Genomic DNA, 26834 nt, shown 5'->3' on the forward strand with positions numbered 1-26834 from the left:
AGCTTCATTGGTCTTTTTCCTCGGCGATGCGTATCCACTTTTCCTGGCGCCGGGTCTTGTCCTGCACCTGGCCGGCCAGCTGGCCGCAGGCGGCGTCGATGTCGTCGCCGCGCGTCTTGCGCACGGTGACGATGAAGCCGGCTTCCTGCAGGATTTCGCGGAAATTGCGGATCGCGTTGTTGCTGGAACGCTCGTAACCGGAATTCGGGAACGGGTTGAACGGAATCAGGTTGAACTTGCACGGCACGTCGCGCACCAGCGCGATCAGCTCCCGCGCATGTTCCGGCCTGTCGTTGACCCCGTCAAGCATCACATACTCGAAGGTGATGAAGTCGCGCGGCGCCTTTACCAGATAGCGCTGGCAGGCCGCCATCAGCTCTTTCAGCGGGTACTTCTTGTTCAGCGGCACGATCTCGTCGCGGATGCGGTCGTTGGAAGCGTGCAGGCTCACCGCCAGCGCCACCGGACAGGCCTCTTTCAGTCTGTCCATCTGCGGCACCATGCCGGAGGTCGACACCGTCACGCGGCGGCGGCTCAGGCCGTAGCCGTGATCGTCGAGCATGATCTGCAGCGCCGACACCACGTTGTCGAAGTTGGCCAGCGGCTCGCCCATGCCCATCATCACCACGTTGGACACCACGCGCTCGTTCTTCGGCGTCACGCCCATCGCCTTGTTCGCCCACCACAGCTGGCCGATGATCTCGGCGGTGCTGAGGTTGCGGTTGAAGCCCTGGCGGCCGGTGGAGCAGAAGGTGCACTCCAGCGCACAGCCGACCTGAGATGATATGCACAAGGTGCCGCGGTCATCCTCGGGGATGAACACGGTTTCGACACCGTTGCCGGTGCCGACGTCGAGCAGCCACTTGCGGGTACCATCTTCCGACTCCTGCGACACCATCAGATCGGGCACACCGACAATGGCGCAGTCGTGCAGCTTGGCACGCAGGCTCTTGGCGATGTCGGTCATGGCGTCGAAGTCGGCTTCGCCCATCTGGTGCATCCAGCGCATGATCTGCTTGGCGCGGAACGGCTTTTCGCCCATCGCGGCAAAGTGGTCGGTGAGCTGGGGAAGGTTGAAGTCGAGCAGGTTGGTCTTCATGTCAATCTCTGGAAATGGCGGCCGCCACAGGCAGCCGCCGGGTACAGCTTAGCGTGCGCAGATCTCGGTTGCGGCGAAGAAGTAGGCTACTTCGATCGCGGCGTTTTCGAGGCTGTCGGAGCCGTGAACGGCGTTGGCATCGATGGAATCAGCGAAATCGGCGCGGATGGTACCGGCTTCGGCTTTCTTCGGATCGGTCGCGCCCATCAGTTCGCGGTTTTTCAGGACGGCGTTTTCGCCTTCCAGCGCCTGGATCATCACCGGACCGGAGATCATGAAGCTCACCAGGTCGTTGAAGAAAGGACGCTCTTTGTGCACGGCGTAGAAGCCTTCGGCTTCGGCGCGCGACAGTTGCTTCAGCTTGGCGGCCACGACTTTCAGGCCGGCGGATTCAAAACGGTCGTAGATCTTGCCGATAACGTTCTTGGCGACTGCGTCTGGCTTGATAATGGACAGCGTACGTTCGATTGCCATATAAATTCTCCCTGTTTACAAGCGAAATGGTTACACTTGCCAAGCTATTTTCAAGCTTGACGGGTTACCCAATTTTGAGGAACCCGGTATTTTACCAGTGTTCACCAGCGTTTGCTGCACAGAATGTAAACCGAGATGAATCCAACGCCACAAGAGCGCGCCCCCGGCGGCGACAGCGGGCTGTCGCCCCAGATCAAGAAACGGATTGCGATTGCCAGCGGCCTGGTTCTGGTGGCACTGGCGGCGATACCGATCATCGACAGTTTCAACCCACCGGCGACACCGCCGACCCCGGCCAGCACCCCGATCAGCTCCGGCCGCATCATCCAGAAAGACAGCAGTGACAGCGCCTCGCTGAGCCTCAGCGCCATCGACAGCAGCGCGCCGCTGGAGGCCAGTGCCGCCGTCAGCGCCAGTGCGCCAGCCGGCAGCTCGCCACTGGCACCGGCTCCCGGCAGCCCGGCCGGCGTCACCCCCCTCACCCCGCCTCAGATCCAGACACCACCGCCGCGCACGCCGGCCGTCGCCAGCAGCAAGGCACTGCCGGACAGCGCCGCCAAGAGCAGCAGCACGACCGCAGCACCGCGCAGCGAGCCGCCACGCCGCGACCACACCGTGCCCGGCACCGGGCGTTATCGCCGCACCGGCGCCCGCGCCCGCCATCCGCGTACCGCTGGCCGAAAAAAACGCCCACACTGCCGCGCCTACCTGTCCCCAGTATCGCCCCGCAAGGCAGCTCCTTCGGCTACCAGGTGCAGCTGGGCCTGTTCTCCAGCCCGGACAATGCCGAGAAGCTGGTGGCGGACCTGAAAAAGCGCGGCATCACCGCGCGCACCGAAACCCGCGTCCAGCTGGGCCCGTTCCGCACCCGTGCCGAGGCGGAAGAGGCGATGCAGCGCTTGCGCGCCCTCGGCTACCAGCCACTGCTGATTCCGGCCGGCCAGCGCTAAGGTCTCATGAAGCTGCGCTAGACACCGTCCCGCAACGTAAAAAGGTTGGCCGCAACACTGCGGCCAACCTTTTTTCATGGGGCGCGGCAAGCGCGGCTCAGGTCTCGGTAATGCCGTCGGCGATCTTGAAGTCATCCACTAGGTGCGGCAACTCCAGATAGGTGCGCGACTGCATCTCGGTGAGGCGGCTGGCGGTGCGGAAAAACTCGCTGGCCTGCGGCCCCTCGGTATAGATCAGCTCCGGCGCCACCGCGCAGGACGCCACCAGCTTGACGCGATGGTCGTAGAACACGTCCACCAGCCAGGTAAAACGCCGCGCCATCGACGCGTCGCGCACCGCCAGCTGTGGAATATCGGACACGAATACGGTGTGGTATTCGCTGGCGATTTCCAGATAGTCGGTCTGCGCCCGCGGCCCGTCGCAGATGGCGTGGAAATCGAACCAGATCACCCCCGGCGCATGGCGCTTGAGCGGGATGTCGCGCCCCAGCACCGTCAGCGAGTGTTCCAGCTCGCCGGAGGCACCGGCCAGCCGCTCGAACATGTCCTGCATCTTCGCCTCGGCGTCGGCATCTGCCGGTACATGGAACAACGGCTCGCGCGTCAGCTCGCGCAGGCGGTAGTCGTTGCCGCCATCGACGTTGATCACCTCCAAGTGCTGCTGCAGCAAGGCGATGGTAGGCAGGAAGTTGCTGCGCATCAGGCCGTTCGGATACAGGTTTTCCGGCGGGTAGTTGGAAGTCATCACGCAGATGATGCCCTGCTCGAACAGTGCGGCGAACAGGCGGCCGAGGATCATGGCGTCGGCGATGTCGCTGACGTGGAATTCGTCAAAGCACAGCAGGCGCACGTCGCGGGCGATGCGGGCCGCCACCGTTTTCAGCGGGTCGGCCTCGTTCGACACCGTGCGCAGCTGCTTGTGGATTTCCGCCATGAAGTGATGGAAATGCACGCGACGCTTGCGGTTGTAGGGCACGCAGCCGAAGAAGGCATCCATCAGGAAGCTCTTGCCACGGCCGACGCCACCCCAGAAATACAGGCCGCGCGGCACTTCCGGCTTGCGCAGGCTGCGACCGAGGAAGCGGTTGCGCTTGTCCTTGAACTCCACCAGCGTCTGCCACAGCTCGTCCAGCCGCTCGATGGCGGCGGCCTGGGCCGCGTCGTGGATAAAGCCTGGCTGCTGGCTGGCCGCCTGGTACCAGGTCTTGGGGCTCATCGAGCCGTCGCTCGGCGGCGAAAAAACGTGTTGGGACATAATCGCTTCGGTTCAGGGTTGGCCGCAGCGTGCGGCCAACGTTGGCTCAGGAAAACAGGCCGGTGGACAGGTAGCGGTCACCACGGTCGCAGACGATGGACACGATCACCGCGTTCTCCAGCTGCTGGTTGAGGCGCAGTGCCACCGCCAGCGCGCCGCCGGACGACGGCCCGGCGAGGATGCCCTCCTCGCGCGCCAGCTGGCGCGCGGTGTCTTCCGCGGTCTGCTGGTCGACCAGCAGCAGCTCGTCGATGCGCGAGAAATCGCAGATCTTGGGCAGGTATTCGTCTTCCCACTTGCGGATGCCGGGGATCTGGCTGCCAACCTGCGGCTGCACGCCGATGATGCGGATCGCCGGATTCTGCTGCTTGAGGTAGGCACTGGTGCCCATGATGGTGCCGGTGGTGCCCATGCTGGACACGAAGTGGGTGACAGTGCCGGCGGTGTCGCGCCAGATCTCCGGCCCGGTGCCCTCGAGGTGCGCCAGCGGATTGTCCGGGTTGCCGAACTGGTCGAGGATGCAGCCAACCCCGGCGGCCTCAAGGCGCCGCGCCTCGTCGATGGCGCCGGGCATCGACGCCGCCTTCGGTGTCAGGATCACCTCAGCGCCGTAGGCGCGCATGGTGTCGATGCGTTCCTGGCTGGAATTTTCCGGCATCACCAGGATCATCTTGTAGCCCATCATAGTCGCCGCCATCGCCAGCGCGATGCCGGTGTTGCCGCTGGTCGGCTCGATCAGGGTGTCTCCGGGTTTGATCTCGCCGCGCGCCTCGGCGTGGCGGATCATCGACAGTGCCGGCCTGTCCTTTACCGAACCGGCCGGGTTGTTGCCCTCCAGCTTGACCAGCACCACGTTGCTGCTGTTGCCCGGCATGCGCTTGAGGCGCACCAGCGGGGTGTTACCGACGAAATCTTCGAGATGTTTGAATACGGGCAGGGTCATTGGCGTCTCCTAGTGCGCCGCATTATACCGGCTTGCACCCCGCTGTCGCCGCCCCGCGGCCAAGCCTGCCGCGCCAGCATCAATAATAACTATACGGATCAAGCACTTGCCATCAGCGTGGCTTTTGGAATTTTGGCTACCTTGAATATAACCAGATGCACCATGCCGCCGGCAGCAGCCGCAAAAAAACCCGCACCAAGGGTGCGGGTTTTTTGTGATCACGCCGCGGCGCGCTCAGGGCAGCGCGTGCAGCGGCTTCTGCAGCGTGATCAGCCACAGCTCGGTGGCCTCGCGATTGGGCGCGATGGCGACACGGGCGCCATCCTGGCGCTGGCCGGCCAGGTTCTGCAGCTGCCCAGCGGCGACCTGCAGCTGCGCCAGCTTGGCGGCACTGCCCTGCACCTCGCTGCGCACGCCGAAGTCGTTGTCGTTGATCAGCGCCAGCTGGTTGTTCTCCACCAGCGTCAGCCCTTCCGCCTTTTCCGCGGTCCAGCCCAGTGCGCGCAGGTCCAGTGCCAGCGTCCGCCGTGCCAGCTGGATGCCGGCCGCCGCCAGCATCGCGTCGTCGCCATACTCCAGCGCGCGGCCGTCGGCAAGCGTCTTGCCGTCCAGTGCCGTGGCCGTGGCGAGGTCGATCAGTGTGATGTCGTTGTGCATCCGCTTGTCCTGATCCTTGCCCTGCTCGATCACCGCGAAGCGGCTGTCGGACAGCGCCACGATATCGCCCAGCTTCATGTCGCCGGCCTTGTTGTAGTGTGCCGGCACCGGATAGCCGAACTGACGCACCGCGCCGCTGGCCGGGTCCAGCTCGACGATGCGGCTGAAACGCGCGCCGTGACGGGTGCGACCATCGACATCCAGCGTGCTCTGCACGATGGCGACCACCTTGCCGGACGGCGTCACGGTGACGCCCTCAAAGCCGCGGTTGAGCTGCCGCGCGGCGAGGATGGCCGGCAGGCCGCTGCCCGGCGCATAGCGCTGCCGGATCTCGCCGCTGGCGGCATCGACCCGGGCCAGGAACGGGCCGTACTCGTCCACCAGCCACAGGTTGCCCTGCTTGTCGGCCGCGATGCCCTCCGGATCGAAGCCCAGCGTGTCGTACGGCAGCGGCTGCAGTTTTTCATCGAGGCCGATTTCACCGCTGGCGCCCACCGCCCCCTGCGGCAGCGGCAGGCCGCTGATGGCGCGCCCGGCTTCGCGCAGCGGCAGCATGCGGCCAACCGTGGCCGCCTCCGCCAGTGACACACGCAGTTGCACCACCGTCGGCACAAAGGCCGGCACCGGGAACAGCTTGCTGGCGTAGCGCGTGCCGCCGTTCAGCACCTCCGGCGAATCGGCATTCGGGCCGCGATCGGTCACCGCCCAGAATTCCAGCGCTGCACTGCCTTTTTCATAACCCTTGAAGCTCAGCGCCGAACCCACTGCCAGCGGCAGGCTGCCAGCGAAGGCCGCGGCATCGGCACCGCGATAGGCGAGCGCCGGTGCGCTGACCTCGTAGCGTTCTACCGCCGCCACCGCCGGATGCGATACCGGCAACAGGGTGAACGGCGCGGCCAGCGCCGGCATGGCCAGCCCGGCAAACAGCACAGCAAGAGAACGGCGCATAAAAGATCCCATCCGGTATCGTCAGAAAGACGTCACGCTAGCCCAGTGTCGTGACAGCACCGTGACAGCCGCAAATGACAAAGCCCCGTCCGGGGACGGGGCTTGCGGGCGGCAAGGCGCAAGACTCAGCCCTGGCGCGCGATCAGCCAGTCCACGTAGCGGTCGACCCCCTGCTCCACGGTCAGCATCGGCGCGTCGTAGCCCGCTTCACGGAGCTTGCCGATGTCGGCCTGGGTGAAGCTCTGGTACTTGCCCTTCAGCGCCTCCGGGAATTCGATGTACTCCAGGATGCCTTGCTGCACCAGCTCGGCCAGCGTCAGCGCCGGCAGGCCTTCGTGGCGGCGGCAGGCGTTGACGGTGGCGACCGCCACATCGTTGAACGGCTGCGCACGGCCGGAGCCGAGGTTGAAGATGCCGGACTTGTCCGGATTATCGAGGAAGAACAGGTTGACGTTGACCACGTCCTCCACCGACACGAAGTCGCGACTCTGGCTGCCGTTGTCCCAGCCGTCGTAGCCGCCGAACAGCTTGACCTTGCCGGATTCACGGTACTGGTTGAAGTTGTGGAACGCCACCGACGCCATGCGCCCCTTGTGCTGTTCCTGCGGACCGTAGACGTTGAAGTAGCGAAAGCCGGCCACTTGCGCGGTGAGGCCTTCCTTCATGCGGCGGCGCAGCACCTGGTCGAACAGGAACTTGGAATAACCGTAGACGTTGAGCGGGCCTTCATGCTGGCGCTCTTCCTTGAACACGCTGCCCTTGCCGTAGGTGGCGGCGCTGGAGGCGTACAGGAACGGGATTTCTTCCGCCTGGCAGAATTCGAACAGCTCCAGCGTGTACTGGTAGTTGTTCTCCATCATGTACTTGCCGTCGTGGTTCATGGTGTCGGAGCAGGCACCCTGGTGCAGGATGGCGCGGATCTCGCCGTCAAAATCGCCGCTGCCGATCAGGCTGATGAAGTCCTGCTTGTCGAGGTAGTCGCTGATCTCGCAGTCCACCAGGTTGACGAACTTGTCGCCGCGGGTCAGGTTGTCGACGGCGATGATGTCGGTTTCGCCGCGGGCATTGAGCGCCTTGACGATGTTGGAGCCGATAAAGCCGGCAGCGCCGGTCACCACGATGGTCATAGCATTTCCTTTAGGAAGTCAGAACGAGCTGCCCGGCTGCGCCAGAAACTGCAGCTCGTCCGCGGTAGAGGGGCGCCCCAGCGCGGCATTGCGGTGGGGAAAACGGCCAAAGCGGGCGATGATGGCCCGATGCTTTTCGGCGTAGTCGACGACACCGGCGCGCTCCGGGCTGTCCGGCGGCAGGCTCTCGAAGCGGCGAACGGATTCGTCCTGGTCGGCCAGCGCTTCGCTGTGCTCCAGCGGCAGGTAGAAGAACCAGCGCGCCACCGGCGGCAATTGTTGTTCCAGCCCGCTGGCCAGCGCCGCCTTGGCCACCGTCCGCGCCGCCGCATCCAGCGCAAACGCCTGCGCCTCGCCGCGGAACAGGTTGCGCGAGAACTGGTCGGCCACGATCAGCCACGCCAGCACCGCGTGCGCGTCGGTCGGGTCCGGCAGCAACTCGCCGGCGGCGACGCGCTGCCACAGCGGCAGGAAGCGCTGGCGGATGGCGTCGTCGAAGGCGGCATCCTTGCGGAACCAGGCGCTGCGGCTCGCAGCCAGCTGCGCCTCGTCCGTGCCGTCAAACCAGAACCGTACTACCTGCGTCGCCCAGTCCGTCATCGCCGCCTCGCTTCACATTACAGTGCAAACAGTTCGCGCTGGTGGCACACCGCGGTGCCCAGCTTGGCCACCACGATGCCGGCGGCGGCATTAGCCAGCCGCATCGCCAGCGGCAACTCCAGGCCTGCAGCCAACATCAGGCCCAGGGTGCCGATCACGGTATCGCCGGCACCGGACACGTCGTACACCTCCTGCGCCAGCGTCGGCTCGTGCACCGCGCCACCGGCCCGGTACAGCGTCATGCCTTCTTCGCTGCGCGTCACCAGCAAGGCGTCGAGATTCAGCTCGCCGCGCAAGGCTTCGGCCTTGGCGCTGAGCTGCGCTTCGTTCTGCCAGCTGCCGGCCACCTGCTTGAATTCGCTGCGGTTGGGCGTCAGCAGCGTGGCGCCGGCGTACTTGCTGTAGTCGTCGCCTTTCGGGTCGATCAGCACCGGCTTGCCGGCCGCCCGCGCCAGCGCGATCATGCGCGCAACGTGGGTCAGGCCGCCCTTGCCGTAGTCGGACAGGATCACCACGTCGTGCTCGGCGACGATGGCGGCGTACTCGTCCAGCTTGTCGGCGAGGATTTCATGGCTCGGCGCATCCTCGAAATCGAGGCGGATCAGCTGCTGCTGCCGCGCCACCACCCTCAGTTTCACCGTGGTGGCGATGCAGGTATCGCGCTTGAACGAGGCACGGATGCCGTCATTGGCCAGCAACCGCTCCAGCGCGCTGGCGGCCTCGTCGTCGCCGACCACCGACAGGATGGTGGCCTGGCCACCGAGGCTGGCGATATTGCGCGCCACGTTGGCCGCACCGCCGGCACGCTCTTCCATGCGGCTGATTTTGGCTACCGGCACCGGCGCCTCCGGCGAGATGCGGCTCACATCGCCGAACCAGTAACGGTCCAGCATCACGTCGCCGACCACCAGCACCTTGGCTGCGGCCAGCTGTGCGGCCAACGTTGCGGGCGCGAGACCCAGCGTGTTCAACAGGTTCATGCTCACCTCAACGGCCGATGGCGTGGTATTCGAAGCCCTGCGCGCGCAGCCAGGCCGGATCGTACATATTGCGGCCGTCGAAAATCAGCGGCTGCAGCAGCAGGCGTTTCAGTTCGCTAAAGTCCGGGCTGCGGAACGCCTTCCATTCGGTGGCGATCAGCAGCGCATCGGCACCGTGCAGCGGGCTCATCATGTCGTCGGCAAAGGCAAAGCCGGCGATGTCGGCCATGGCGCGCGACGCTTCGTGCATCGCCACCGGATCGAAAGCGACCACTTGCGCGCCACGGCGGGTCAGCTCGTCGACGATCACGCGGCTCGGCGCCTCGCGCATGTCATCGGTGTTGGGCTTGAACGCCAGCCCCCACAACGCGAAGCGGCGCCCCGTCAGGTCGGCGCCGAATTTGGCGACCACTTTTTCCACCAGTCGCAGCTTCTGCGCGTCGTTGGCTGCTTCCACCGCGGTCAGCACGCGCATCGCGTGGCCGTTGTCGCGGCCGGTGGCCACCAGCGCCTTGACGTCTTTCGGGAAGCAGGAACCGCCGTAGCCGGTGCCCGGATACAGGAAGTGGTAGCCGATGCGCGGATCGGAGCCGATGCCCTTGCGCACCAGCTCGATGTCGGCACCCAGCGTTTCCGCCAGGTTGGCCAGCTCGTTCATGAACGAGATGCGGGTCGCCAGCATCGCGTTGGCCGCGTACTTGGTCAGCTCGGCGGAGCGCACGTCCATGAACAGGATGCGCTCGTGGTTGCGCTGGAACGGCTCGTACAGGCGGCGCATCATGTCGATGGCACGCTCGTCCCCGGCGCCGACCACGATGCGGTCCGGCTTCATGAAATCCTCGATCGCGGCGCCCTCTTTCAGGAACTCCGGATTGGACACCACGCTGTAATCGATATCGACCCCGCGTGCGCCCAACGTTGCCGCGATCGCGGCGTTGACCTTGTCGGCGGTACCGACCGGCACCGTCGACTTGTCGACGATGACCTTGTAACCGTTCATGTGCTGGCCGATATTGCGCGCGGCGGCCAGTACGTACTGCAGGTCGGCGGAGCCGTCCTCGTCCGGCGGGGTGCCGACGGCGATGAACTGGATGTCGCCGAACGCCACCGACGCGGCAACGTCGGTGGTGAAGCTGAGGCGACCGGCGGCGACGTTGCGCTTGACCATCTCGTCCAGCCCCGGCTCGTAGATCGGGATGCCGCCAGCCTGCAGCATGGCGATCTTGGCCGGATCCACGTCCAGGCACAGCACGTGATTGCCCACTTCGGCGAGGCAGGTGCCGGTGACCAGGCCGACATAGCCCGATCCGATTACGGTAATTTTCATGCTTGTGTCGCCATATAGGATTGAATGTCGGCATTGATCGCCGCCAGCGCGGCCAGCGGATCGGCGGCCTGGGTGATAGGACGGCCGATCACCAAGTAGTCGGCACCGGCCTGCAGCGCGGCCACCGGGGTCATCACCCGGCGCTGGTCGTCGTCGGCGCTGTCGGCTAGGCGGATGCCCGGCGTCACCAGCTTGAAGTCGCGACCCAGTTCGGCCTTCAGCAGCGGCGCTTCCTGCGCCGAGCACACCACGCCGTCCAGGCCGCTGTCGCGCGTCAGCCGTGCCAGGCGCAACACCTGCTCCTGCGGTGGCACGGTGATGCCGATCTCGGCCAGATCGCTGGCCTCCATGCTGGTCAAGACCGTGACCGCGATCAGCAGCGGGCGCTGGCTGTACTGCGCCAGCGCCTCGGCGGCGGCAGTCATCATGCGGCGACCGCCGGAGGCGTGCACGTTGACCATCCACACCCCGGCCTCGGCCGCCATCTTGCAGGCGTGCGCCACGGTGTTGGGAATGTCGTGGAACTTCAGGTCCAGGAACACCTGGAAGCCGCGCGCCTGCAACTGTTGCAGCAGCTGCGGGCCGGCGGCGGTAAACAGTTCCTTGCCGACCTTCAGCCGGCACTGCAGCGGGTCAAGACGGGAGGCAAAGGCCAGCGCGGCATCGGCGGTGGCAAAATCCAGTGCCACCAGCACCGGCGAGGTAACGTTGGCCGCAAGGCCAGGCGCCATCAAGGGATTCATGTTGTTCCAGTCTTCAATACTTGAAATCAATGGGTTTCCGAGCGGTTGGGGGTGAAGCTCTCCCACTCTCCGCAGGCCGGGCAGTGCCAGAAGAAGGCCCGCGAACGGAAATTGCAGCGTTTGCAGCGGTGCACGGTCAGGCGCTGCGCGTGCTTCATGATCAGCGCGCGCGCCACTTCGGCATCCATGCGTCCTTCCGGGCTCAGCTCGTCCATCTGCGCTTCCACCAGGCGGTAGACGCCGAGCAGGTTCGGCCGCGCGTGTACCGCTTCGCGCACTGCCTCCAGCGCCTTGGCCTCGCCTTCGTAGGTGGCTACCTTCTGGTACAGCAGGTCGGTCAGTTCCAGCTGCGAAAAGGTGCGTTGATAGCCGCGCAGCAGCGCAATGCCTTCCGCCGCCTTGCCCAGCGACTCGTAGGCGTCGAACAGGCGCTCGGCGACCATCGCCAGGTATTCGTAGTTCTGCTTCTCGATCGCCTGCCACGCGGCGATGGCGGCTTCCGGCTGGCCAGTAGCGACCTCGATGTCACCGAGCAGGATGCTGGCGCGCACGCACTTGCGGTTGGCCGCAAACGCTTCCTGCACGTAGCCGCGCGCCTTGTCGTAGTCGGACTGGTATAGCGCACCCTGCGCCAGCTCGCAGAAAAACTGCGCCACCTCGTGCTGGAAGGAGTGCGCGTCGCTGCGCAGCTCGCGCGCGGTGGCGACCGCCTTTTCCCAGTCGCGGTCCTGCTGGTAGATACTCAGCAGCTGCTCGCGCGCGGCACGGCCCATGGTCTGGCTGGGCAGCAGCTTGACCAGGATTTCCTCGGCGCGATCGACCAGCCCGGCCTTGTGAAAGTCCTGCGACAGCTCGAAACGCACCTGCGCCTTTTGCTCGTTGCTGAGATCGGGCAGTTCCAGCACCTGCTGGTGCAGGCGGATGGCGCGGTCGTTTTCGCCGCGGCGGCGGTACAGCTTGCCCAGGCTCAGCTGCACTTCCAGTGCCTGCGGATGGGCGCGTGCCACTTCCGCCAGCGAGCGGGCGGCGACATCGGTCTTGTCATCGACCAGCGCGTCCAGCCCCTTGTAAAAACCGGCCGGCACTTCGCGCGCCTGTTTCAGTACTGCGCGCATGTCGACGCGCGCGGCCAGCCAGCCCAGACCGAAAAATGCCGGGAACAGCAACAGCCACCACAGATCAATATCCAAAATCCAACCTCGGTACGGGAATGCCGGCAAACGGCAGAAGCAAATCAGTCAGCCAGTGCGTCGCTCGGGTCTTTGGTCACCCGGCTGCTGGCCTGTCTGGAGCGCAATTCCTTCTTGAGCTGCGACAGCTCGCGACGGACACGCAGGGAATAGGTAAAGGTAGCCAGCATTGCAATCAGCACACCGGCAACAAAGAACACCAGCAACAGCAGGATCAGCGGCGCATTCCAGCTTTGTCCAAAAAACAGCTTGAACTCGACGATGGCACTGTTCTGCACGGTTACCGCCACCAGCAGCACCAGCAGCACCAGCTCCAGCAAGCGAACGAGGTAACGCATAACGACTCCGGCCTGATCAAAAATTATCGCAAGTTTAAACGAAAGCGTGCGCCCCCCCAAGCCGGAAGCGGAATAAAAAAACGCTGCGGTAAACCGCAGCGTTTTGCAGACAGGCACATCAGAAGCTTACTCGGAAGCCCCCGGGGCAAGATCCACGCGTTCGCGCAGCTCTTTGCCTGCCTTGAAGTGAGGCACGTATTTCTCAGGAACGACAACGCTGGAGCCGGACTTGGGGTTGCGGCCAACCCGCGGCGGTCGGTAGTTCAGATCGAAGCTACCGAAGCCGCGAATCTCGATTCGCTGCCCTTTTGCCAGGCTGCCGGCCATCGCATCCAGAATGGTTTTGACGGCCAGTTCAGCATCTTTGGCGACCAACTGAGGATAACGCTCGGCAAGCCTCGCAATAAGCTCAGATTTGGTCATATCCATCACTTATTCGTTGCCGCCGGACAGTTTAGCCTTGAGCAGGGCGCCCAGGCTGGTAGTACCGGCAGACACGTTCGCGCTGGCATCAGCAGAGATCGCGCCCATGGCGGCTTTCTCTTCCTGCATGTCTTTCGCCTTGATCGACAGGCTGATGGAGCGAGCCTTGCGGTCAACAGCGATGATCACGGTTTCAACTTCGTCACCCTCTTTAACGTGGGTGCGGATGTCTTCAACGCGGTCACGCGACACTTCGGAAGCACGCAGGTAACCTTCAACGTCGCTATCCAGCTGGATCACGGCGCCTTTGGCATCAGCAGACTTCACCACGCCCTTAACCAGCGCGCCCTTGTCGTTCATGGCAACGTAGTTGTTGAACGGATCGCCTTCCAGCTGCTTGATGCCGAGGGAGATGCGCTCTTTCTCAACGTCGATGGACATAACCACGGCATCAACTTCGTCGCCCTTCTTGAAGCGGCGAACGGCTTCTTCGCCGGTCTCGTTCCAGGACAGGTCGGACAGGTGAACCAGGCCGTCGATGCCGCCTGGCAGACCAACGAACACGCCGAAGTCGGTGATCGACTTGATGGCGCCCTTGATCTTGTCACCCTTCTTGAAGTCGTCAGCGAAGGCGTTCCATGGGTTGGCCTGGCACTGCTTCATACCCAGGCTGATACGACGACGGTCTTCGTCGATCTCGAGGATCATGACTTCAACTTCGTCGCCCACCTGAACTACCTTGGATGGGTGTACGTTCTTGTTAGTCCAGTCCATTTCGGACACGTGAACCAGACCTTCGATACCCTGTTCGATTTCAACAAAGCCACCGTAGTCGGTCAGGTTGGTTACCTTGCCGAACAGGCGGGTGCCGGCAGGGTAACGGCGGGACAGGCCCACCCACGGATCTTCGCCCAGCTGCTTGAGACCCAGCGAAACGCGGTTCTTGTCCTGGTCGAACTTGAGAACCTTGGCTTCAACTTCGTCACCAACGGCCAGAACTTCGGACGGGTGCTTGACACGGCGCCATGCCAGGTCGGTGATGTGCAGCAGGCCATCGATACCGCCCAGGTCAACGAACGCACCGTAGTCGGTGATGTTCTTGACGATACCCTTAACCACCAGGCCTTCACGCAGGGTTTCCAGCAGTGCCTTGCGCTCTTCGCCCAGGGTTTCTTCCAGAACCGCACGGCGCGAAACAACCACGTTGTTGCGCTTGCGATCCAGCTTGATAACCTTGAACTCAACTTCCTTACCTTCGTAAGGAGTGGTGTCTTTCACCGGACGTACATCTACCAGCGAACCCGGCAGGAAGGCGCGGATGCCGTTAACCATAACGGTCAGACCACCCTTGACTTTACCGCTGATCACGCCAGACAGGATCTTGCCAGCTTCCAGAGCCTCTTCCAGGTCAATCCACGCAGCCAGACGCTTGGCTTTTTCGCGGGACAGCTTGGTTTCGCCAAAGCCGTTTTCCAGGGAGTCGATGGCAACAGTGACGAAATCGCCAATTGCTACTTCAACCTGGCCATTGTCACCCTTGAATTCTTCAACAGGGATCAGGGACTCGGACTTCAGACCGGCGTTAACGGTAACGAAGTTGGAGTCGATGGACACGACTTCAGCAGTGATTACTTCACCGGCGCGCATTTCTTGCAGAGCCAGGCTCTCTTCAAACAGGGCGGCGAAGCTATCCATTACGAGGTTAGTCATCAGATTTACTCTTGTTGCATGCCTTGCGTCACGCGGGGTTAGGTTTGAGGGCTGCCGGTGCAAGGAAACCGAAGCAGCGTGCTACAAAAATGAACAACCGGGCGCCTTTATCGTTCGCGAAACCACAGCAGCACCTGCTTGACCGCCTGGTCAATGGTGAGCGCGGAGGTATCCAGCAAACGGGCATCCGGTTCTTGTCTCAACGGGGCAACGCTCCGTGCCGCGTCACGCGCGTCACGGTCACAAATATCCTGCTGAATCTGTGGGAGGTTAGCAGATTCCCCTTTTGCGATCAACTGCTTATAGCGTCGCGCGGCACGTTCTTCGGCACTGGCGGTCAGGAAAACCTTGAGCTCGGCGCGCGGAAACACCACCGAACCCATGTCGCGGCCGTCGGCCACCAGCCCCGGTGTCTGCTGGTAGGCACGCTGGCGCTCGAGCAGCGCGGCGCGCACGCTAGGCAGCGCGGCGATTCTGGAGGCGCCCATCCCGATATCCTCGGCGCGGATCGCGGCGCTGACATCGTGGCCATCCAGCCACACCTTGTCGTCGGTAAAGGCCGCCGGCAGCTGTGCGGCCAACCTGGTAACCTGGTTTTCGTCTTCCCAGCTCACGCCTTCGCGCAGCGCGTACAGCGCGGCCAGCCGGTACAGCGCACCGGAATCGAGATAATGGAAGCCCAGCTCGCGGGCAACAAGTGCCGCCACGGTGCCTTTGCCGGAGGCGGATGGGCCATCGATGGTAATAACGGGGCGGAGCATGACCATGACAGAAAGCCTGACTGAAAATCAGATATTGTAACGCAGCTGCCGCCGCAGCGGATGTTTGCGCGGCAATGCACAATAACGGTACAGTCGGTACAGAGATCATCCGATGCCGGCGCGCCGCACGCGCGACCGGCGCAGACAGCGGCCAGCGCCGCGCCCCGAACAAAATCAAAGAGCAAGACCGCCATGGAACAACTGACGCTACACCCGATTCCCCGCCTTGCCGGCACCGTCAAACTGCCCGGCTCGAAGAGCATTTCCAACCGCACCCTGCTGCTGGCCGCGCTGGCCGACGGCCAGACCCTGGTGCGCGACCTGCTCGATTCCGACGACATCAGCCGCATGCTGGAAGCGCTGACTACGCTGGGCGTCACCGTCCAGCAGCAAGGCAACAGCCGCGACTTCCTGGTGCACGGCACCGGCGGCATGTTTGCGGTCAAGGAAGCCGACCTGTTCCTCGGCAACGCCGGCACCGCCTTCCGCCCGCTGACCGCGGCGCTGGCGCTGATGCAGGGTCACTACCACCTGCACGGCGTGGCACGCATGCACGAGCGCCCGATCGGCGACCTGGTCGACGCGCTGCGCGTGGCCGGCGCCGATATCGCCTACCTCGGCAACGACGGCTACCCGCCGCTGCAGATCAAGCCGGCCGGCGTCAACAGCGGCAAGGTCATTCCGGTGAAGGGCAACGTCTCCAGCCAGTTCCTCACCGCACTGTTGATGGCGCTGCCGCTGACCGGCGAGGCAGTCACCATCGAGGTGGTCGGCGAGCTGATCTCCAAACCCTATATCGAGATCACCCTCAACCTGATGGCGCGCTTCGGTGTGCCGGTGCAGCGCGACGGCTGGCAGCGCTTCAGCATTGCCGCCGGCCAGCGTTACCGCTCGCTGGGCGAGATCCACGTCGAGGGCGATGCCTCCAGCGCCTCTTACTTCCTCGCCGCCGGCGCGCTGGCCGGTGGCCCGGTCCGGGTGGAAGGGGTTGGCCGCAGCAGCATCCAGGGCGACGTGAAATTCGCCGACGCGCTGGCGCTGATGGGCGCCCAAATCACCATGGGCGACAACTGGATCGAAGCGCGTGCGCCGGCCGGCGGCCTGCAGGCGATCGACGTCGACCTCAACCACATTCCCGACGCGGCGATGACCATCGCGGTGGCGGCGCTGGCAGCCAACGGCACCACCACCATCCGCAACGTGGAAAGCTGGCGCGTGAAGGAAACCGACCGCCTGGCGGCGATGGCCACCGAACTGCGCAAGGTTGGCGCCACGGTGGTGGAAACGCAGGACAGCATCAGCGTCACCCCGCCGGCGACGCTGACGCCCAATGCCGAGATCGACACCTACGACGACCACCGCATGGCGATGTGCTTCTCGCTGGTGGCCCTGCTCGGCACCCCGGTAATCATCAACGACCCGAAGTGCGTGGCGAAGACCTTCCCCGACTACTTCGAGGTGCTGGGCCAGCTGGCAAACCGCTGAACGTTGGCCGCAAGCCAAAAGCCGCTGCAAATGCAGCGGCTTTTTTCATGGCCGGCCCTTGCCAGCAGCGGGCACAAAACACAAAATACTGCGTCAACAAACCACCTATAACACAAGATGAGCAATCCGTTCACCCTGCGCCGCGACTTCATGGCGCGCTTCGACATGAGCCTGCCGGCCACGCCGCAATTCGACGCCGCCGCCCTCGCGATGTGGCACACCATGCTGCAGGAAGAGTGGCTAGAGTTTTCCGTCGCACTGCATGACTACCAGCGCATCCAGCAGGCCGAGCCGGCAGAGCAGACGCGGCTGCGCGCCGAGCTGGCGGCCGAAGGCGTGGACGTGCTCAACGTGCTGCTCGGCCTGCTGCTGTCGCAGGGGCTGCCGGTGGAAAAGATGTTCGACGCGATCCACGCCGCCAACCTCGCCAAGTGCGTCGACGGCAAGGTGGCGCGTCGGGCAGACGGCAAGATCCTGAAACCGGCCGGCTGGCAGCCGGCGGACAAGGAAGGGGTGATCCGCCAGCACGGCGGCTAAACACTGCCATCCCCTGATGCTGGGTTGTGCCGCCTTGCCGTGAGGCCTGCTGCTGTCTGCGACGGCAGGCCCTGGCCAGCTACGCGGCGAGGCGATGTGAGCAGTGCCAGGTCCGCCATGACCGCGGCGATGGATCAGCGGCGGCGTGCGGCCAAGCTTTGCAGCAGCTTGTCCAGCTGCGCGGCGAATGCCTGGCGGTCGCGCTGGCTGAATGCCGCCGGACCGCCGGTCTGCACCCCGCTGTCGCGCAGCTCGGTCATGAAATTGCGCAGCGCCAGCGCCTCGCGGATGGTGGCGTCGCTGTACAGCTCGCCGCGCGGATTGAGCGCCAGCGCGCCCTTGGCCACCACCTGCGCCGCCAGCGGAATGTCGGCGGTGACCACGATGTCGCCCGGCTGCGCCTGCTGCGCGATGTGATTGTCGGCGACGTCGAAGCCGGCCGGCACCTGCTGTGCGCGGATGTGTGGCGACGGCGGCACGCGCAGCAGCTGGTTGGCGACCAGTACGGTGCGGGTAGCGGTGCGGTCGGCGGCGCGGAACAGGATGTCCTTGATCACCGCCGGACAGGCGTCGGCGTCGACCCAGATGGTGGTGGCGTGCGGCGCGCTCATGAATTGCCCCGCAGGAACTTCTGGTGCCAGCCATGACGCGCCTCGCGCGCGCGCTCGAAACGCGCGGTCAGCGCCGCGGCATCGCCGCTGGCCAGCTCATCGCGCAGGCTGTCCAGCGCCGCGCGGTAGCCGTCCAGCTCCGCCAGCAGCGCGTCGCGGTTGGCCAGCGCGATGTCGCGCCACATCTCCGGATGGCTGCCGGCGATGCGGGTGAAATCGCGAAAACCGGTGGCGGCAAAATCGAAACAGCGCTCGCCGTCGGCCTTGGCGACGATCATGTCGACATAGGCGAAGGCCAGCAGGTGCGGCAGGTGGCTGACGGTGGCGAACACCGCGTCGTGCTCGGCGGCGCTCATCTCGTAGACCCGCGCGCCGCAGGCCTGCCACAGCTCGCGCACCAGAGCGGCGGCGGCAGGAGCCGTTTCCGGCAGCGGCGTCACCACGATGCGGCGGTTGTCGTAGAGGCCGTACTGCGCGGCGACGGCGCCGGACAGGTCGGAGCCGGCAATCGGGTGCGCCGGCACACACTGCGCCAGCTGCTGCGGCAGCTGCGTGTGCATCAGCGCCACCACGTCGCTCTTGGTGCTGCCGCCGTCGGTGACCACGCAGTGCGCCGGCAGCTGCGGCGCGATGTCGGCGAACACGCGCGCCATCTGCCCCACCGGCGTCGCCACCAGCACGATGTCGGCGTGGCGCACCGCGTCGGCGGCGCTGTGGCTGGCCTCGTCGATGACGCCCAGTTCGATGGCGCGCTCCAGGTTGGCCGCCGAGCGGCCGACCCCGATCACGCGGCCAACCTTGCCGGCACGCTTCAGTGCCAGCGCAAACGAGCCGCCAATCAGGCCGACGCCGATCACCACCAGGGTCAACTTGCCCTCACCCGCCTGCATGCTACCGTCCCGTTCTGTCGCTATCGAAGCGGCTATCATAACCTTATTTTTGCAGTGCAAAAGGAGTAAACATGGCCGCCGCGCTTTACATCTACTACCGCGTGCAGGACAACATTCTGCTAATCCGGCAACAGGCAGAGACGCTACTGGCAGAAATAGAGAAAACAATCGGCATCAAGGGCAGATTATTGCAACGCCGCGACGATGCGCAGACCTGGATGGAGGTGTACGAGACGGTGGCCGACACCGCCGCGCTGCAGCAGGCGCTGCAAGGCGCACTGGCGACGCGGCCGCTGCTGGCCGCGCTGGCGCGGCACGAGGAGTGGTTCGTGCCGCTGGCCTGAGGCAGGAAAAAGCGGCCGGATTGCAGGCAGCGAGCGGTGCCGGGCCAGCCGGCACAAGGTTGGCCGCAACGCCAGCCGCAGCTAGCGCCAGCGGCGCAGCAGCAGCGAGTTGCTGACCACCGACACCGAGCTCAGCGCCATCGCCGCGCCGGCTATCACCGGATTGAGCAGGCCCAGTGCCGCCAGCGGGATGCCGAGCACGTTGTAGATGAAGGCGAAGAACAGGTTCTGGCGGATCTTGCGCAGCGTGGCGCGCGACAGGCGGATGGCGTCGACCAGGTGCAGCAGGTCGCCGGCCATCAGCGTCACGTCGGCGGTGTCGATGGCGACATCGGAACCGGCGCCCATGGCAAAGCTGACGTTGGCCGCGGCCAGCGCCGGCGCGTCGTTGATGCCGTCGCCGACCATCGCCACCACCTGCCCCTGCGCCTGCCACGCCTTGACCAGCGCCGCCTTGTCCTCCGGCCGCAACGCGGCGTGCACCTCGGCGATGCCGGCCTGCGCGGCGATGTGTTCGGCGCTGGCCAGCTTGTCGCCGGTCAGCATCACCACGCGGATGCCCTGCGCCTGCAGCGCACCCACCGCCTGCGCCGAGCTGGCGCGCAGCTGGTCGGCCAGCGCGATCAGCCCCAGCGCCACGCCATCGCGGCTGACCGCCAGCACCGTCTTGCCCTGCGCGTACCACGGCTGCGCCGCCGCCGGCACACTGCCCAGCGCCCAGTCCGGCACCCCGACCCGCAGCGTGCTGCCGGCCAGCGTGACGCTGACGCCCTGCCCGACGTGCGCCTGGAAGGCGCTCACCGCCGGCAGGGACAGGCCGCGGGCGCTGGCGGCGGCCACCACCGCGCGCCCCAGCGGATGCTCGGAGCCGGCCTCGGCGGCGGCGGCCAGCACCAGCAGGCCGTCCTCGTCCAGCTCCGCCAGCGGCAGCAGGTCGCTGACCTGCGGCTTGCCTTCGGTGAGGGTGCCGGTCTTGTCCACCACCAGCAGCCGGATCGCCGCCGCGTGCTCCAGCGCCGCGGCATTGCGGAACAGCACGCCGCGACGTGCGCCGTTGCCCATGCCGACCATCACCGCGGTCGGCGTCGCCAGCCCCAGCGCGCAAGGGCAGGCGATCACCAGCACCGCCACCGCGTGGATCAGCGCCTGTTGCCAGTCGCCGGTGAGCAGCCCGGTGGCGGCAAAAGTCAGCGTGGCGATGGCGACCACCACCGGCACGAACACCCCCGAGATACGGTCGGCCAGCTGCTGGATCGGCGCCTTGCTGCCCTGCGCCTCGGCGACGCGGCGCACGATGGCGGCAAGCTGGGTGCGGTTGCCGACCGCGGTGGCACTCACCTTGAGCATGCCGCCCTGGTTGTGGGTGCCGGCGTAGACGCTGTCGCCCGCGCGGCGCTCCACCGGCAGGCTTTCGCCGGTGAGCAGGCTCTCGTCCAGCACCGCCGCGCCGTCGATCACGGTGCCGTCCACCGCCACCCGTTCGCCGTGCTGCACCAGCACCACGTCACCGGCCTGCAGTGCCGACAGCGGTTTCTCCAGCACCACGCCGCCCTGCTCGACGCGGGCGGTTTTCGGGGTCAGCGCCAGCAGGCTGCGGATGGCACCGGCGGTGCGGCCCTTGGCGTGCGCCTCCAGCAGCTTGCCCAGCAACACCAGCGTGATCACCGCTGCGCTGGCCTCGAAATAGACGTGCTGCTGCGACCAGCCGGCCAGCGTCACCCACGCCGACCACGCCCACGCCATGCCGGTGCCCAGCGCCACCAGCACGTCCATATTGGCACCGCCGCCGCGCAGCGCGTGCCAGGCGCCGCGGTAGAAACGCCAGCCGGCCAGCCATTGCACCGGAGTGGCCAGCAGCAGCTGCCAGTAGCGCGGCAGATAGCCGTGATGGCTGCCCAGCAGCATCGGCACCATTTCCAGCAGGAAGGGCAGCGTCAATGCCGCCGCCAGCCAGAACCAGCGCAACTCGTGGCGGTAGCGTGCGGCGGCGCGCTGCTCGCGGCTGTCGCCGCCCTGCTCCTCGGCAACGCGGGCGCCGTAGCCGGCCTGGCTCACCACCGCCAGCAGCTGCGCGCTGTCGGGCGCCCCCGCTGCCAGCTGCAGTCGCGCCGTTTCGCTGGCGAAATTGACCGTCGCGCTCACCCCCGGCTGGCGGTTGAGTACCTTTTCGATGCGCGTGGCGCAGGCGGCACAGGTCATGCCCTCGATCTCCAGCTGCAGTATTTGCGGCGGCACGCTGAAACCGGCCTGCTCGATCGCCGCCACCAGCTGCTCGACATTGCGCTGCTGCGGGTCGTAGCTGATCTGTGCACTTTCGCTGGCAAAACTGACGCTGGCGCTGACCCCCGGTTGCCGTGACAGCACTTTTTCGATGCGCAGCGCGCAGGCGGCGCAGGTCATGCCTTCGACAGGCAGGGTGATGCGGGTAGCAGACATGGCACGGCTCCGGGAATGGTCAACGCTAAGCCATCATATACCCCACTAGGGTATATGGCAAGTTGCCGCCGGCACCCCGCTTGCGTGCCGCGACCCACCAAACATTGCGGCCAACCTTGAGACAAGGTTGGCCGCAATGGCAACGACAGAGGCGGGGCTAGACGGTGACGGCGGCTAGCCCATCACCCGGTTGCGGCCGCCCTGCTTCGCCAGGTACAGCTGGGTATCGGCGCGGTTGAGCAGGCTCTCCACGTCCTCCCCGCTCTGGAACGCGGCCACCCCCAGGCTGGCGGTGATCTGCACCGTGCGGCCGTCGGCGAGGATCACCGAGGTGCTGATCGCCGCGCGCAGCCGTTCCGCCGTCACCAGCGCCGCGGCAAGATCGGTTTCCGGCAGCACGATGACGAACTCCTCACCGCCGAAGCGCACCACCCAGTCGATGTCCTGCCGTAGCTGGCTGCCGATGCGCAGCGCGATGGCGCGCAGCACCTCGTCGCCGGCGAGGTGACCGAAACGGTCGTTGACCGGCTTGAAGTGGTCGGCATCGCAGAACACCACCGCCAGCGGCCGCTGGTAGCGCTGCGCGCGCTCCAGCTCCGACGGCAGCCGCTCGCTGAGCAGCGCACGGTTGTAGCAGCCGGTCAGCCCGTCGCGGATCGACAGCTCGCGGATGTCGCTGAGCGCGGCATCCAGCTGCCGGGTGCGTTCCTCCACCTGCTGGTCGAGGGTATCGATGTGGCGGCTGATCGCCGCCTGCAGCGTGGCAAAACCGCGCGCCACCAGGTCGATCTCGTCGTGGTGCGGCCGCGCCGGCCGCGACAGCTGCAGCGGCACGGTCAGCGACGACGGCGCCAGCCGGCCGGCAAACTCGGCCATGCCGCGCAGCGGGCGCTCCACCTCGCGGCGCAGCACGTAGGCGACCAGGCTGCAGATCAGCAGCGTCAGCAGCAAATAGCCGAGGAAGATGGCGAGCAGCGCCTGCGTCAGCGCCTGGTACAGCAGCGCCGGCTGCACCACGATCAGCAGCGTGCCCAGCGCCTCGCCGCTGCCGCGCGGCGGCGGAATCTCGAAGCGGCGGCCCGGCTGCTGCCGCAGCAGCGCGGCGTCGCCGGCCTCGAACACCTGGCCGGTGGCGACATTCAGCCGCACATAGCCGATCTCCGGCTTGGCGACGATGGTTTCCACCTGACGGCGCACCGCCTCGGCCTCGATGTCCCAGATGCCCACCGACAGCATCGGCAGGTTGCTGCTGACGATGTCCTGCAGCGTGGCCTCGAAGCGCTGCTGCACCTGACGGTAGGTCAGCACGCCCTGCACCGCGCTGAGCAGCAGCGCACAGGCGGTCGCCAGCAGCACGATGCGGCGGATCAGCACATGGGCGAGCGGACGGTAGGCAGCGGTCACCATGACTCCTCGTGCATTACAGCAGCTGGCGGAAATCGAAGTTGTAGCGACGCAGCCCGGGGTTGTGCTGCTTGCTGTAACGGCGGAAATCGACGCGACTGAAATCCAGCTTGCCGTAGCGCTGCATGAACTGCGCCGCGCTGCGGTCGTTGAACAGGGTGAACATCGGCCGCACCAGCTCCAGCCCCTCGTCGCCAAAGTCGCGTCCATGATGGTAATCGTAGAGCATCACCAGCGACCAGGCACCGGCAATGAAGTGGCCGCCGGCCAGCACGCTGAGGCTGTCGTCGCGCAGCGCCGCCAGCGCCTGCGCCGAGGTATTGATGCCGCTGAAGAAGGCGTCCTTGCCCGGCTGGCCGCCGCGCTGGCGCCAGGCATCCATCGCGCCGAACGCCATCAGGTCGTTGCCGGCCCACAGCAGCCGCGCCTGCGGATAGCGCCGGAACAGCCAGTCGCCCTGCTCCTGCGCGCGCTGCTGGTTCCAGCCGGCGTGGACCTCCTGCAGCAGCACCACATCGCCGGCCTCGGTCACCGCACGGCGCATGCCTTCGCTGCGCAGCAGCGAGCTGGGCGTGGAACGGTCGCCGCCGATGGCCAGCAGCGGCAGCTTGCCATTGATACGCGGCAGGCCGGCGCGGCGGCCGCGCTCGATCAGCGCCCGCGCGGTGAGGTAGCCGGCGTCCTCGGCGCGCGGCTCCAGCGAGCCGAGCCAGTGGCGGAAGTGCATGCGCGGCAGGCCGATTGCCGGCTGGCCCGGCTGGTCGTCACGGCCGCTGAACGCCATGAAGCTGTGGATGCCGGCCGCCTCGAACAGGCGCAGCAGCTCCGGTGCGGTGCCGTAGTCGTTGCTGAACACCACGTAATCCGGCCGCTGCGCCGCCGGCTGCGCGATGATCTGCCGTGCCAGCGCCAGCGCGCGCGGGTGTTCGCGCTCGGCGTACAGCACCTGCAGCCGGATGCCGAGATCGCTTGCTGCCGCCTCCATCGCCCGCGTCGCGGTCAGCCAGTACACCTCGTCGTGCTTGCCGGGATTGATGAAGGTCACCGACAGCGCCATCGCGGGCAGGCTGAGGCAACACAGTAGCAGGGCAAGCATTCGGCGCATGGGGGCAGACCTGTGGCGAAACGATGGCGATTGCATTACCGCCCCGCGACAGCACGGGGACGGCAACGCCGGCGAACCGCCGATTATGGCGTGCACACCGGCCAGCGCCAACCCCGCTGCCGACAGGGTTGCCGCCGGCATGGCCGCTGGCTAGCCCACCGTACGGCCAGCACCGGCGCCAAGGTTGGCCGCAACGCCGGCGGCTTCGTCATACACCGCGACAGCCGCGCGGCGCCGGCCACAAGCAAAACGCCCGTACCGGCAGGTACGGGCGTGGCAGCAACAAAACCCCAGGATCAGTGTTCGACTGCGGTACGCATCTTCTCGGCACGGCCGCGCAGCCACTCCAGCGTCAGCAGCAGCGCGATGGAGAACAGGATCAGCACCGTGGCCGCGGCGGCGATAGCCGGGCTGATGTTTTCCTTGATGCCGCCGAACATCTGCCGTGGCAGCGTCGACTGCTCCGGACCGGCCAGGAACAGGGTGACCACCACTTCGTCGAACGAGGTGGCGAAGGCGAACAGGCCACCGGAGATCACGCCCGGCGCGATCAGCGGGAACACGATGCGGCGGTAGGTGGTCAGCGGGTTGGCGCCGAGGTTGGCGCTGGCCTTGATCAGGTTGACGTTGAAATTGCTCAGCGTCGCCGACACGGTAATCACCACGAACGGCACGCCCAGCGCGGTGTGCACCAGGATCAGGCCGAGGTAGCTGTTGGTCAGCCCCAGCGGCGCGAAGAACAGGTAGGAACCGACACCGACAATCACCACCGGCACCACCATCGGCGAGATCAGGATGCTCATCAGCAGCGCCTTGCCGGGGAAGTTGCTGGAACTCAGCCCGACCGCGGCCAGCGAGCCGAGCACCATCGCCAGCAGCGTCGCCGCCGGCGCCACGATGAAGCTGTTCTTCAGCGAGTTCAGCCACACCTCGTTGCCGAAGAACTCCTGATACCAGCGCAGCGAGAAGTTCTCGATCGGGTACAGCAGGAAGGTGTTGTCCGAAAACGAGAGCGGAATGATCACCAGCAGCGGCGACACCAGGAAGATCAGGACCGACACGCACAGGATGCGGAACGTCCAGAACCAGATGCGCTCGATCGGGGAAGCGTAGTTTGGCAGCATGATTTACCCCAGACTCAGTTTGTTAGCACCCACCAGCTTGCTGTACACCGCGTACAGCGTCATGGTGGCAACCAGCAGCAGCGAACCCAGTGCCGCGGCCATGCCCCAGTTGATGGTGACGTTGGTGTAGAACGCGACGTAGTAGCTGACCATCTGCTCTTGCGGGCCGCCCAGCAGTGCCGGGGTGATGTAGTAGCCCATGCACATGATGAACACCAGCAAGGCACCGGCCGCAACACCGGCCACCGTCTGCGGGAAGTAGATCTTCCAGAACGCGGCGAACGGATGGTCACCGAGCGAAATGGCGGCGCGCATATAGGTCGGCGGAATGCTCTTCATCACGCTGTAGGCCGGCAGGATCACGAACGGCAGCAGGATGTGCACCATGGCGATGTAGACGCCGGTGCGGTTGAACGCCAGCTGCAGCGGCTCGCCGATGATGCCCAGCCCCATCAGCGCCGAGTTGATCAGCCCCTCCTGTTGCAGCAGCACGATCCACGACGCCACCCGTACCAGCACCGAGGTCCAGAACGGCAGCAGCACCAGGATCATCAGCAGGTTGCTCTTGCGTGCCGGCAGGTTGGCCAGCCAGTAGGCAATCGGGTAGCCCAGCAACACGCTGATCAGCGTGATCCACATGCTCATCCACAGCGTGCGGCCGAAGATGCTGAGGAAGGCGCGCTCTTCTTCCGGCGCCAGTTCCGGGGTGCCGGCCTTGGTTTCACGCAGGTCCAGCGAGCTGTACAGGTAGTACGGCGTCCACGACTTGGCGTTCTTGGCAATCACGTGCCAGTGGTCGGGATCGCCCCAGCGTTCGTCCATCGCGATGAACTGGTCGCGCACCGACTCGCCGGCGGCCACTTCCAGCGGCATCTTGCGCGCGCTGCGCTGGATCAGCGAGCGGAAGCCGCTGATGTCCATGTTCAGGCGCTTGGAGATTTCGGAAACGGTTTTTTGTTCTTTGGCGACGGTCAGGTCGCGTGCCATCGCGGCAAATACCGCTTCCGATGGCAGGCCGCGGCGATCCCAGCTGGCGATTTCCGCCGAGGTCTGCGGCAAATAGGTAATGACTTCCGGGTTATCCACACTGCGCTTGAGCAGCATGGCAATCGGCACCAGGAAGGTCAGCAACAGGAACAGCGCCAGTGGCGCAACCAGCGCGATAGCCTTCAGCTGCTTGTTGCGACGTTCGCGGGCCAGCTTGACTTTCAGGGATTCGCCGTCGGCGGCAGTCAGTGGCGCATTCATGGTCATAGTCTCGGACATGGGCAAACACTTGATGAGTGCAGCCCGGTCAGGACCGGGCCGCATGGCAGCAGACAACGGCAGCCGTCCCCCGTTGCGGCCAAGGTTGGCCGCAACGGGGTCAGGCT

The 26834-nt window shown here is 65.6% G+C and carries 28 protein-coding genes; 4 read left to right on the forward strand and 24 right to left on the reverse strand.

The features are described 5' to 3' along the window. Window positions 1–4 precede the first annotated feature (4 nt). The 4 genes from rlmN to ACG97_RS18120 form a co-directional block, all read right to left on the reverse strand. Window positions 5–1099, reverse strand: coding sequence for a 23S rRNA (adenine(2503)-C(2))-methyltransferase RlmN (rlmN, locus tag ACG97_RS04350; protein ID WP_047966117.1), 1095 nt, complete (start codon window positions 1097–1099; stop codon window positions 5–7). Between the two features lie 48 nt (window positions 1100–1147). After that, a complete protein-coding gene (gene ndk, locus ACG97_RS04355) occupies window positions 1148–1573 on the reverse strand; it encodes a nucleoside-diphosphate kinase (RefSeq protein WP_047966118.1) in 426 nt (141 codons plus the stop codon). Between the two features lie 101 nt (window positions 1574–1674). Next, window positions 1675–2046: a hypothetical protein gene (locus tag ACG97_RS16860; protein ID WP_053068060.1), complete on the reverse strand. Its 372-nt coding sequence runs from the start codon at window positions 2044–2046 to the stop codon at window positions 1675–1677. 15 nt (window positions 2047–2061) lie between these two features. Then, window positions 2062–2187 (reverse strand): hypothetical protein, encoded by a 126-nt coding sequence (locus tag ACG97_RS18120; RefSeq protein WP_255348021.1) that lies wholly within the window; start codon window positions 2185–2187, stop codon window positions 2062–2064. A 138-nt stretch (window positions 2188–2325) separates the two neighbouring features. On the opposite strand from ACG97_RS18120, the gene ACG97_RS16865 reads away from it, so the two are divergent. Further along, entirely contained in the window at window positions 2326–2523 is a 198-nt protein-coding gene (locus ACG97_RS16865) for an SPOR domain-containing protein (RefSeq protein ID WP_162198997.1), read from the forward strand. A 97-nt stretch (window positions 2524–2620) separates the two neighbouring features. Here ACG97_RS16865 and zapE read toward each other — a convergent pair whose 3' ends face one another. The 13 genes from zapE to cmk form a co-directional block, all read right to left on the reverse strand. After that, window positions 2621–3778, reverse strand: coding sequence for a cell division protein ZapE (gene zapE / locus ACG97_RS04365; RefSeq protein ID WP_238377254.1), 1158 nt, complete (start codon window positions 3776–3778; stop codon window positions 2621–2623). A gap of 46 nt (window positions 3779–3824) precedes the next feature. Continuing rightward, a complete protein-coding gene (cysM, locus tag ACG97_RS04370; RefSeq protein WP_047966120.1) occupies window positions 3825–4721 on the reverse strand; it encodes a cysteine synthase CysM in 897 nt (298 codons plus the stop codon). A gap of 234 nt (window positions 4722–4955) precedes the next feature. Beyond that, complete coding sequence (locus ACG97_RS04375; protein ID WP_162198998.1) at window positions 4956–6326, reverse strand: esterase-like activity of phytase family protein; 1371 nt, start codon at window positions 6324–6326, stop codon at window positions 4956–4958. A 125-nt stretch (window positions 6327–6451) separates the two neighbouring features. Further along, window positions 6452–7453, reverse strand: coding sequence for an ADP-glyceromanno-heptose 6-epimerase (rfaD, locus tag ACG97_RS04380; RefSeq protein ID WP_047966121.1), 1002 nt, complete (start codon window positions 7451–7453; stop codon window positions 6452–6454). 18 nt (window positions 7454–7471) lie between these two features. After that, on the reverse strand, window positions 7472–8053 hold the full coding sequence (locus ACG97_RS04385; RefSeq protein WP_047966122.1) for a DUF924 family protein: 582 nt from the start codon (window positions 8051–8053) through the stop codon (window positions 7472–7474). 17 nt (window positions 8054–8070) lie between these two features. Next, window positions 8071–9033 carry a D-glycero-beta-D-manno-heptose-7-phosphate kinase gene (gene rfaE1, locus ACG97_RS04390; RefSeq protein ID WP_047966244.1) on the reverse strand — a complete coding sequence of 321 codons (963 nt, stop codon included), beginning with the start codon at window positions 9031–9033 and terminating at the stop codon, window positions 8071–8073. 7 nt (window positions 9034–9040) lie between these two features. After that, window positions 9041–10360 (reverse strand): UDP-glucose/GDP-mannose dehydrogenase family protein, encoded by a 1320-nt coding sequence (locus ACG97_RS04395; protein WP_047966123.1) that lies wholly within the window; start codon window positions 10358–10360, stop codon window positions 9041–9043. Beyond that, entirely contained in the window at window positions 10357–11103 is a 747-nt protein-coding gene (pyrF, locus tag ACG97_RS04400; RefSeq protein WP_047966124.1) for an orotidine-5'-phosphate decarboxylase, read from the reverse strand. Before pyrF ends, ACG97_RS04395 begins: the two co-directional genes overlap by 4 nt. Window positions 11104–11129: 26 nt before the next feature. Continuing rightward, window positions 11130–12293, reverse strand: a complete 1164-nt coding sequence (gene lapB, locus ACG97_RS04405) for a lipopolysaccharide assembly protein LapB (protein ID WP_047966125.1) — start codon at window positions 12291–12293, stop codon at window positions 11130–11132. Between the two features lie 44 nt (window positions 12294–12337). Beyond that, window positions 12338–12631: a lipopolysaccharide assembly protein LapA domain-containing protein gene (locus tag ACG97_RS04410; protein WP_047966126.1), complete on the reverse strand. Its 294-nt coding sequence runs from the start codon at window positions 12629–12631 to the stop codon at window positions 12338–12340. 126 nt (window positions 12632–12757) lie between these two features. Further along, entirely contained in the window at window positions 12758–13054 is a 297-nt protein-coding gene (locus ACG97_RS04415) for an integration host factor subunit beta (protein ID WP_047966245.1), read from the reverse strand. Between the two features lie 9 nt (window positions 13055–13063). Beyond that, window positions 13064–14764, reverse strand: a complete 1701-nt coding sequence (gene rpsA, locus ACG97_RS04420; protein WP_120811973.1) for a 30S ribosomal protein S1 — start codon at window positions 14762–14764, stop codon at window positions 13064–13066. A gap of 107 nt (window positions 14765–14871) precedes the next feature. Further along, complete coding sequence (gene cmk, locus ACG97_RS04425; protein WP_047966246.1) at window positions 14872–15525, reverse strand: (d)CMP kinase; 654 nt, start codon at window positions 15523–15525, stop codon at window positions 14872–14874. 192 nt (window positions 15526–15717) lie between these two features. On the opposite strand from cmk, the gene aroA reads away from it, so the two are divergent. Together aroA and ACG97_RS04435 are read left to right on the forward strand one after the other, a co-directional pair. Then, entirely contained in the window at window positions 15718–17010 is a 1293-nt protein-coding gene (gene aroA, locus ACG97_RS04430; protein WP_047966128.1) for a 3-phosphoshikimate 1-carboxyvinyltransferase, read from the forward strand. A gap of 117 nt (window positions 17011–17127) precedes the next feature. Next, window positions 17128–17547, forward strand: a complete 420-nt coding sequence (locus tag ACG97_RS04435) for a phosphoribosyl-ATP pyrophosphohydrolase (protein ID WP_047966129.1) — start codon at window positions 17128–17130, stop codon at window positions 17545–17547. 134 nt (window positions 17548–17681) lie between these two features. Here ACG97_RS04435 and ACG97_RS04440 read toward each other — a convergent pair whose 3' ends face one another. Together ACG97_RS04440 and ACG97_RS04445 are read right to left on the reverse strand one after the other, a co-directional pair. Then, window positions 17682–18158 carry a YaiI/YqxD family protein gene (locus ACG97_RS04440; RefSeq protein WP_047966130.1) on the reverse strand — a complete coding sequence of 159 codons (477 nt, stop codon included), beginning with the start codon at window positions 18156–18158 and terminating at the stop codon, window positions 17682–17684. Next, the gene (locus tag ACG97_RS04445; RefSeq protein ID WP_047966131.1) at window positions 18155–19048 is read right to left on the reverse strand and encodes a prephenate dehydrogenase/arogenate dehydrogenase family protein; all 894 of its coding nucleotides are present in this window, start codon (window positions 19046–19048) and stop codon (window positions 18155–18157) included. Before ACG97_RS04445 ends, ACG97_RS04440 begins: the two co-directional genes overlap by 4 nt. Window positions 19049–19119: 71 nt before the next feature. Here ACG97_RS04445 and ACG97_RS04450 point away from each other — a divergent pair, with 71 nt between their 5' ends. After that, the gene (locus tag ACG97_RS04450; protein ID WP_047966132.1) at window positions 19120–19392 is read left to right on the forward strand and encodes a DUF4936 family protein; all 273 of its coding nucleotides are present in this window, start codon (window positions 19120–19122) and stop codon (window positions 19390–19392) included. Between the two features lie 81 nt (window positions 19393–19473). Here the strand turns inward: ACG97_RS04450 and ACG97_RS04455 are convergent, their stop codons facing one another. The 5 genes from ACG97_RS04455 to ACG97_RS04475 all read right to left on the reverse strand — a co-directional run bounded on the left by ACG97_RS04455 (window position 19474) and on the right by ACG97_RS04475 (window position 26727). Further along, window positions 19474–21828: a heavy metal translocating P-type ATPase gene (locus tag ACG97_RS04455; RefSeq protein WP_047966133.1), complete on the reverse strand. Its 2355-nt coding sequence runs from the start codon at window positions 21826–21828 to the stop codon at window positions 19474–19476. 174 nt (window positions 21829–22002) lie between these two features. Next, window positions 22003–23235, reverse strand: coding sequence for a diguanylate cyclase (locus tag ACG97_RS04460; protein ID WP_047966134.1), 1233 nt, complete (start codon window positions 23233–23235; stop codon window positions 22003–22005). A gap of 13 nt (window positions 23236–23248) precedes the next feature. Next, window positions 23249–24337: an ABC transporter substrate-binding protein gene (locus ACG97_RS04465; protein WP_047966135.1), complete on the reverse strand. Its 1089-nt coding sequence runs from the start codon at window positions 24335–24337 to the stop codon at window positions 23249–23251. 296 nt (window positions 24338–24633) lie between these two features. Further along, window positions 24634–25461, reverse strand: coding sequence for an ABC transporter permease (locus tag ACG97_RS04470; RefSeq protein WP_047966136.1), 828 nt, complete (start codon window positions 25459–25461; stop codon window positions 24634–24636). Window positions 25462–25464: 3 nt separating this feature from the next. Beyond that, on the reverse strand, window positions 25465–26727 hold the full coding sequence (locus tag ACG97_RS04475; protein WP_120811999.1) for an ABC transporter permease: 1263 nt from the start codon (window positions 26725–26727) through the stop codon (window positions 25465–25467). Window positions 26728–26834 lie beyond the last annotated feature (107 nt).

This window comes from Vogesella sp. EB, from assembly GCF_001037925.1.
Lineage (GTDB): Bacteria > Pseudomonadota > Gammaproteobacteria > Burkholderiales > Chromobacteriaceae > Vogesella > Vogesella indigofera.

What these genes read in the sequence shown, in the direction of transcription:
- ACG97_RS04415 (WP_047966245.1), bottom strand. Translation starts at nt 13,054, where the DNA reads ATGACCAAATCTGAGCTTATTGCGAGGCTTGCCGAGCGTTATCCTCAG.
- ACG97_RS04445 (WP_047966131.1), bottom strand. Translation starts at nt 19,048, where the DNA reads ATGCAGGCGGGTGAGGGCAAGTTGACCCTGGTGGTGATCGGCGTCGGC.
- ACG97_RS04450 (WP_047966132.1), top strand. Translation starts at nt 19,120, where the DNA reads ATGGCCGCCGCGCTTTACATCTACTACCGCGTGCAGGACAACATTCTG.
- zapE (WP_238377254.1), bottom strand. Translation starts at nt 3,778, where the DNA reads ATGTCCCAACACGTTTTTTCGCCGCCGAGCGACGGCTCGATGAGCCCC.
- rlmN (WP_047966117.1), bottom strand. Translation starts at nt 1,099, where the DNA reads ATGAAGACCAACCTGCTCGACTTCAACCTTCCCCAGCTCACCGACCAC.
- ACG97_RS04410 (WP_047966126.1), bottom strand. Translation starts at nt 12,631, where the DNA reads ATGCGTTACCTCGTTCGCTTGCTGGAGCTGGTGCTGCTGGTGCTGCTG.
- aroA (WP_047966128.1), top strand. Translation starts at nt 15,718, where the DNA reads ATGGAACAACTGACGCTACACCCGATTCCCCGCCTTGCCGGCACCGTC.
- rfaE1 (WP_047966244.1), bottom strand. Translation starts at nt 9,033, where the DNA reads ATGAACCTGTTGAACACGCTGGGTCTCGCGCCCGCAACGTTGGCCGCA.
- rfaD (WP_047966121.1), bottom strand. Translation starts at nt 7,453, where the DNA reads ATGACCATCGTGGTGACCGGCGCTGCCGGCTTTATCGGCTCCAACATC.
- ACG97_RS04455 (WP_047966133.1), bottom strand. Translation starts at nt 21,828, where the DNA reads ATGTCTGCTACCCGCATCACCCTGCCTGTCGAAGGCATGACCTGCGCC.
- ACG97_RS04440 (WP_047966130.1), bottom strand. Translation starts at nt 18,158, where the DNA reads ATGAGCGCGCCGCACGCCACCACCATCTGGGTCGACGCCGACGCCTGT.
- ACG97_RS04465 (WP_047966135.1), bottom strand. Translation starts at nt 24,337, where the DNA reads ATGCGCCGAATGCTTGCCCTGCTACTGTGTTGCCTCAGCCTGCCCGCG.
- cysM (WP_047966120.1), bottom strand. Translation starts at nt 4,721, where the DNA reads ATGACCCTGCCCGTATTCAAACATCTCGAAGATTTCGTCGGTAACACC.
- ACG97_RS04435 (WP_047966129.1), top strand. Translation starts at nt 17,128, where the DNA reads ATGAGCAATCCGTTCACCCTGCGCCGCGACTTCATGGCGCGCTTCGAC.
- ACG97_RS04395 (WP_047966123.1), bottom strand. Translation starts at nt 10,360, where the DNA reads ATGAAAATTACCGTAATCGGATCGGGCTATGTCGGCCTGGTCACCGGC.
- cmk (WP_047966246.1), bottom strand. Translation starts at nt 15,525, where the DNA reads ATGCTCCGCCCCGTTATTACCATCGATGGCCCATCCGCCTCCGGCAAA.
- ndk (WP_047966118.1), bottom strand. Translation starts at nt 1,573, where the DNA reads ATGGCAATCGAACGTACGCTGTCCATTATCAAGCCAGACGCAGTCGCC.
- ACG97_RS04460 (WP_047966134.1), bottom strand. Translation starts at nt 23,235, where the DNA reads ATGGTGACCGCTGCCTACCGTCCGCTCGCCCATGTGCTGATCCGCCGC.
- rpsA (WP_120811973.1), bottom strand. Translation starts at nt 14,764, where the DNA reads ATGACTAACCTCGTAATGGATAGCTTCGCCGCCCTGTTTGAAGAGAGC.
- ACG97_RS04475 (WP_120811999.1), bottom strand. Translation starts at nt 26,727, where the DNA reads ATGTCCGAGACTATGACCATGAATGCGCCACTGACTGCCGCCGACGGC.
- pyrF (WP_047966124.1), bottom strand. Translation starts at nt 11,103, where the DNA reads ATGAATCCCTTGATGGCGCCTGGCCTTGCGGCCAACGTTACCTCGCCG.
- ACG97_RS04470 (WP_047966136.1), bottom strand. Translation starts at nt 25,461, where the DNA reads ATGCTGCCAAACTACGCTTCCCCGATCGAGCGCATCTGGTTCTGGACG.
- ACG97_RS04375 (WP_162198998.1), bottom strand. Translation starts at nt 6,326, where the DNA reads ATGCGCCGTTCTCTTGCTGTGCTGTTTGCCGGGCTGGCCATGCCGGCG.
- ACG97_RS04385 (WP_047966122.1), bottom strand. Translation starts at nt 8,053, where the DNA reads ATGACGGACTGGGCGACGCAGGTAGTACGGTTCTGGTTTGACGGCACG.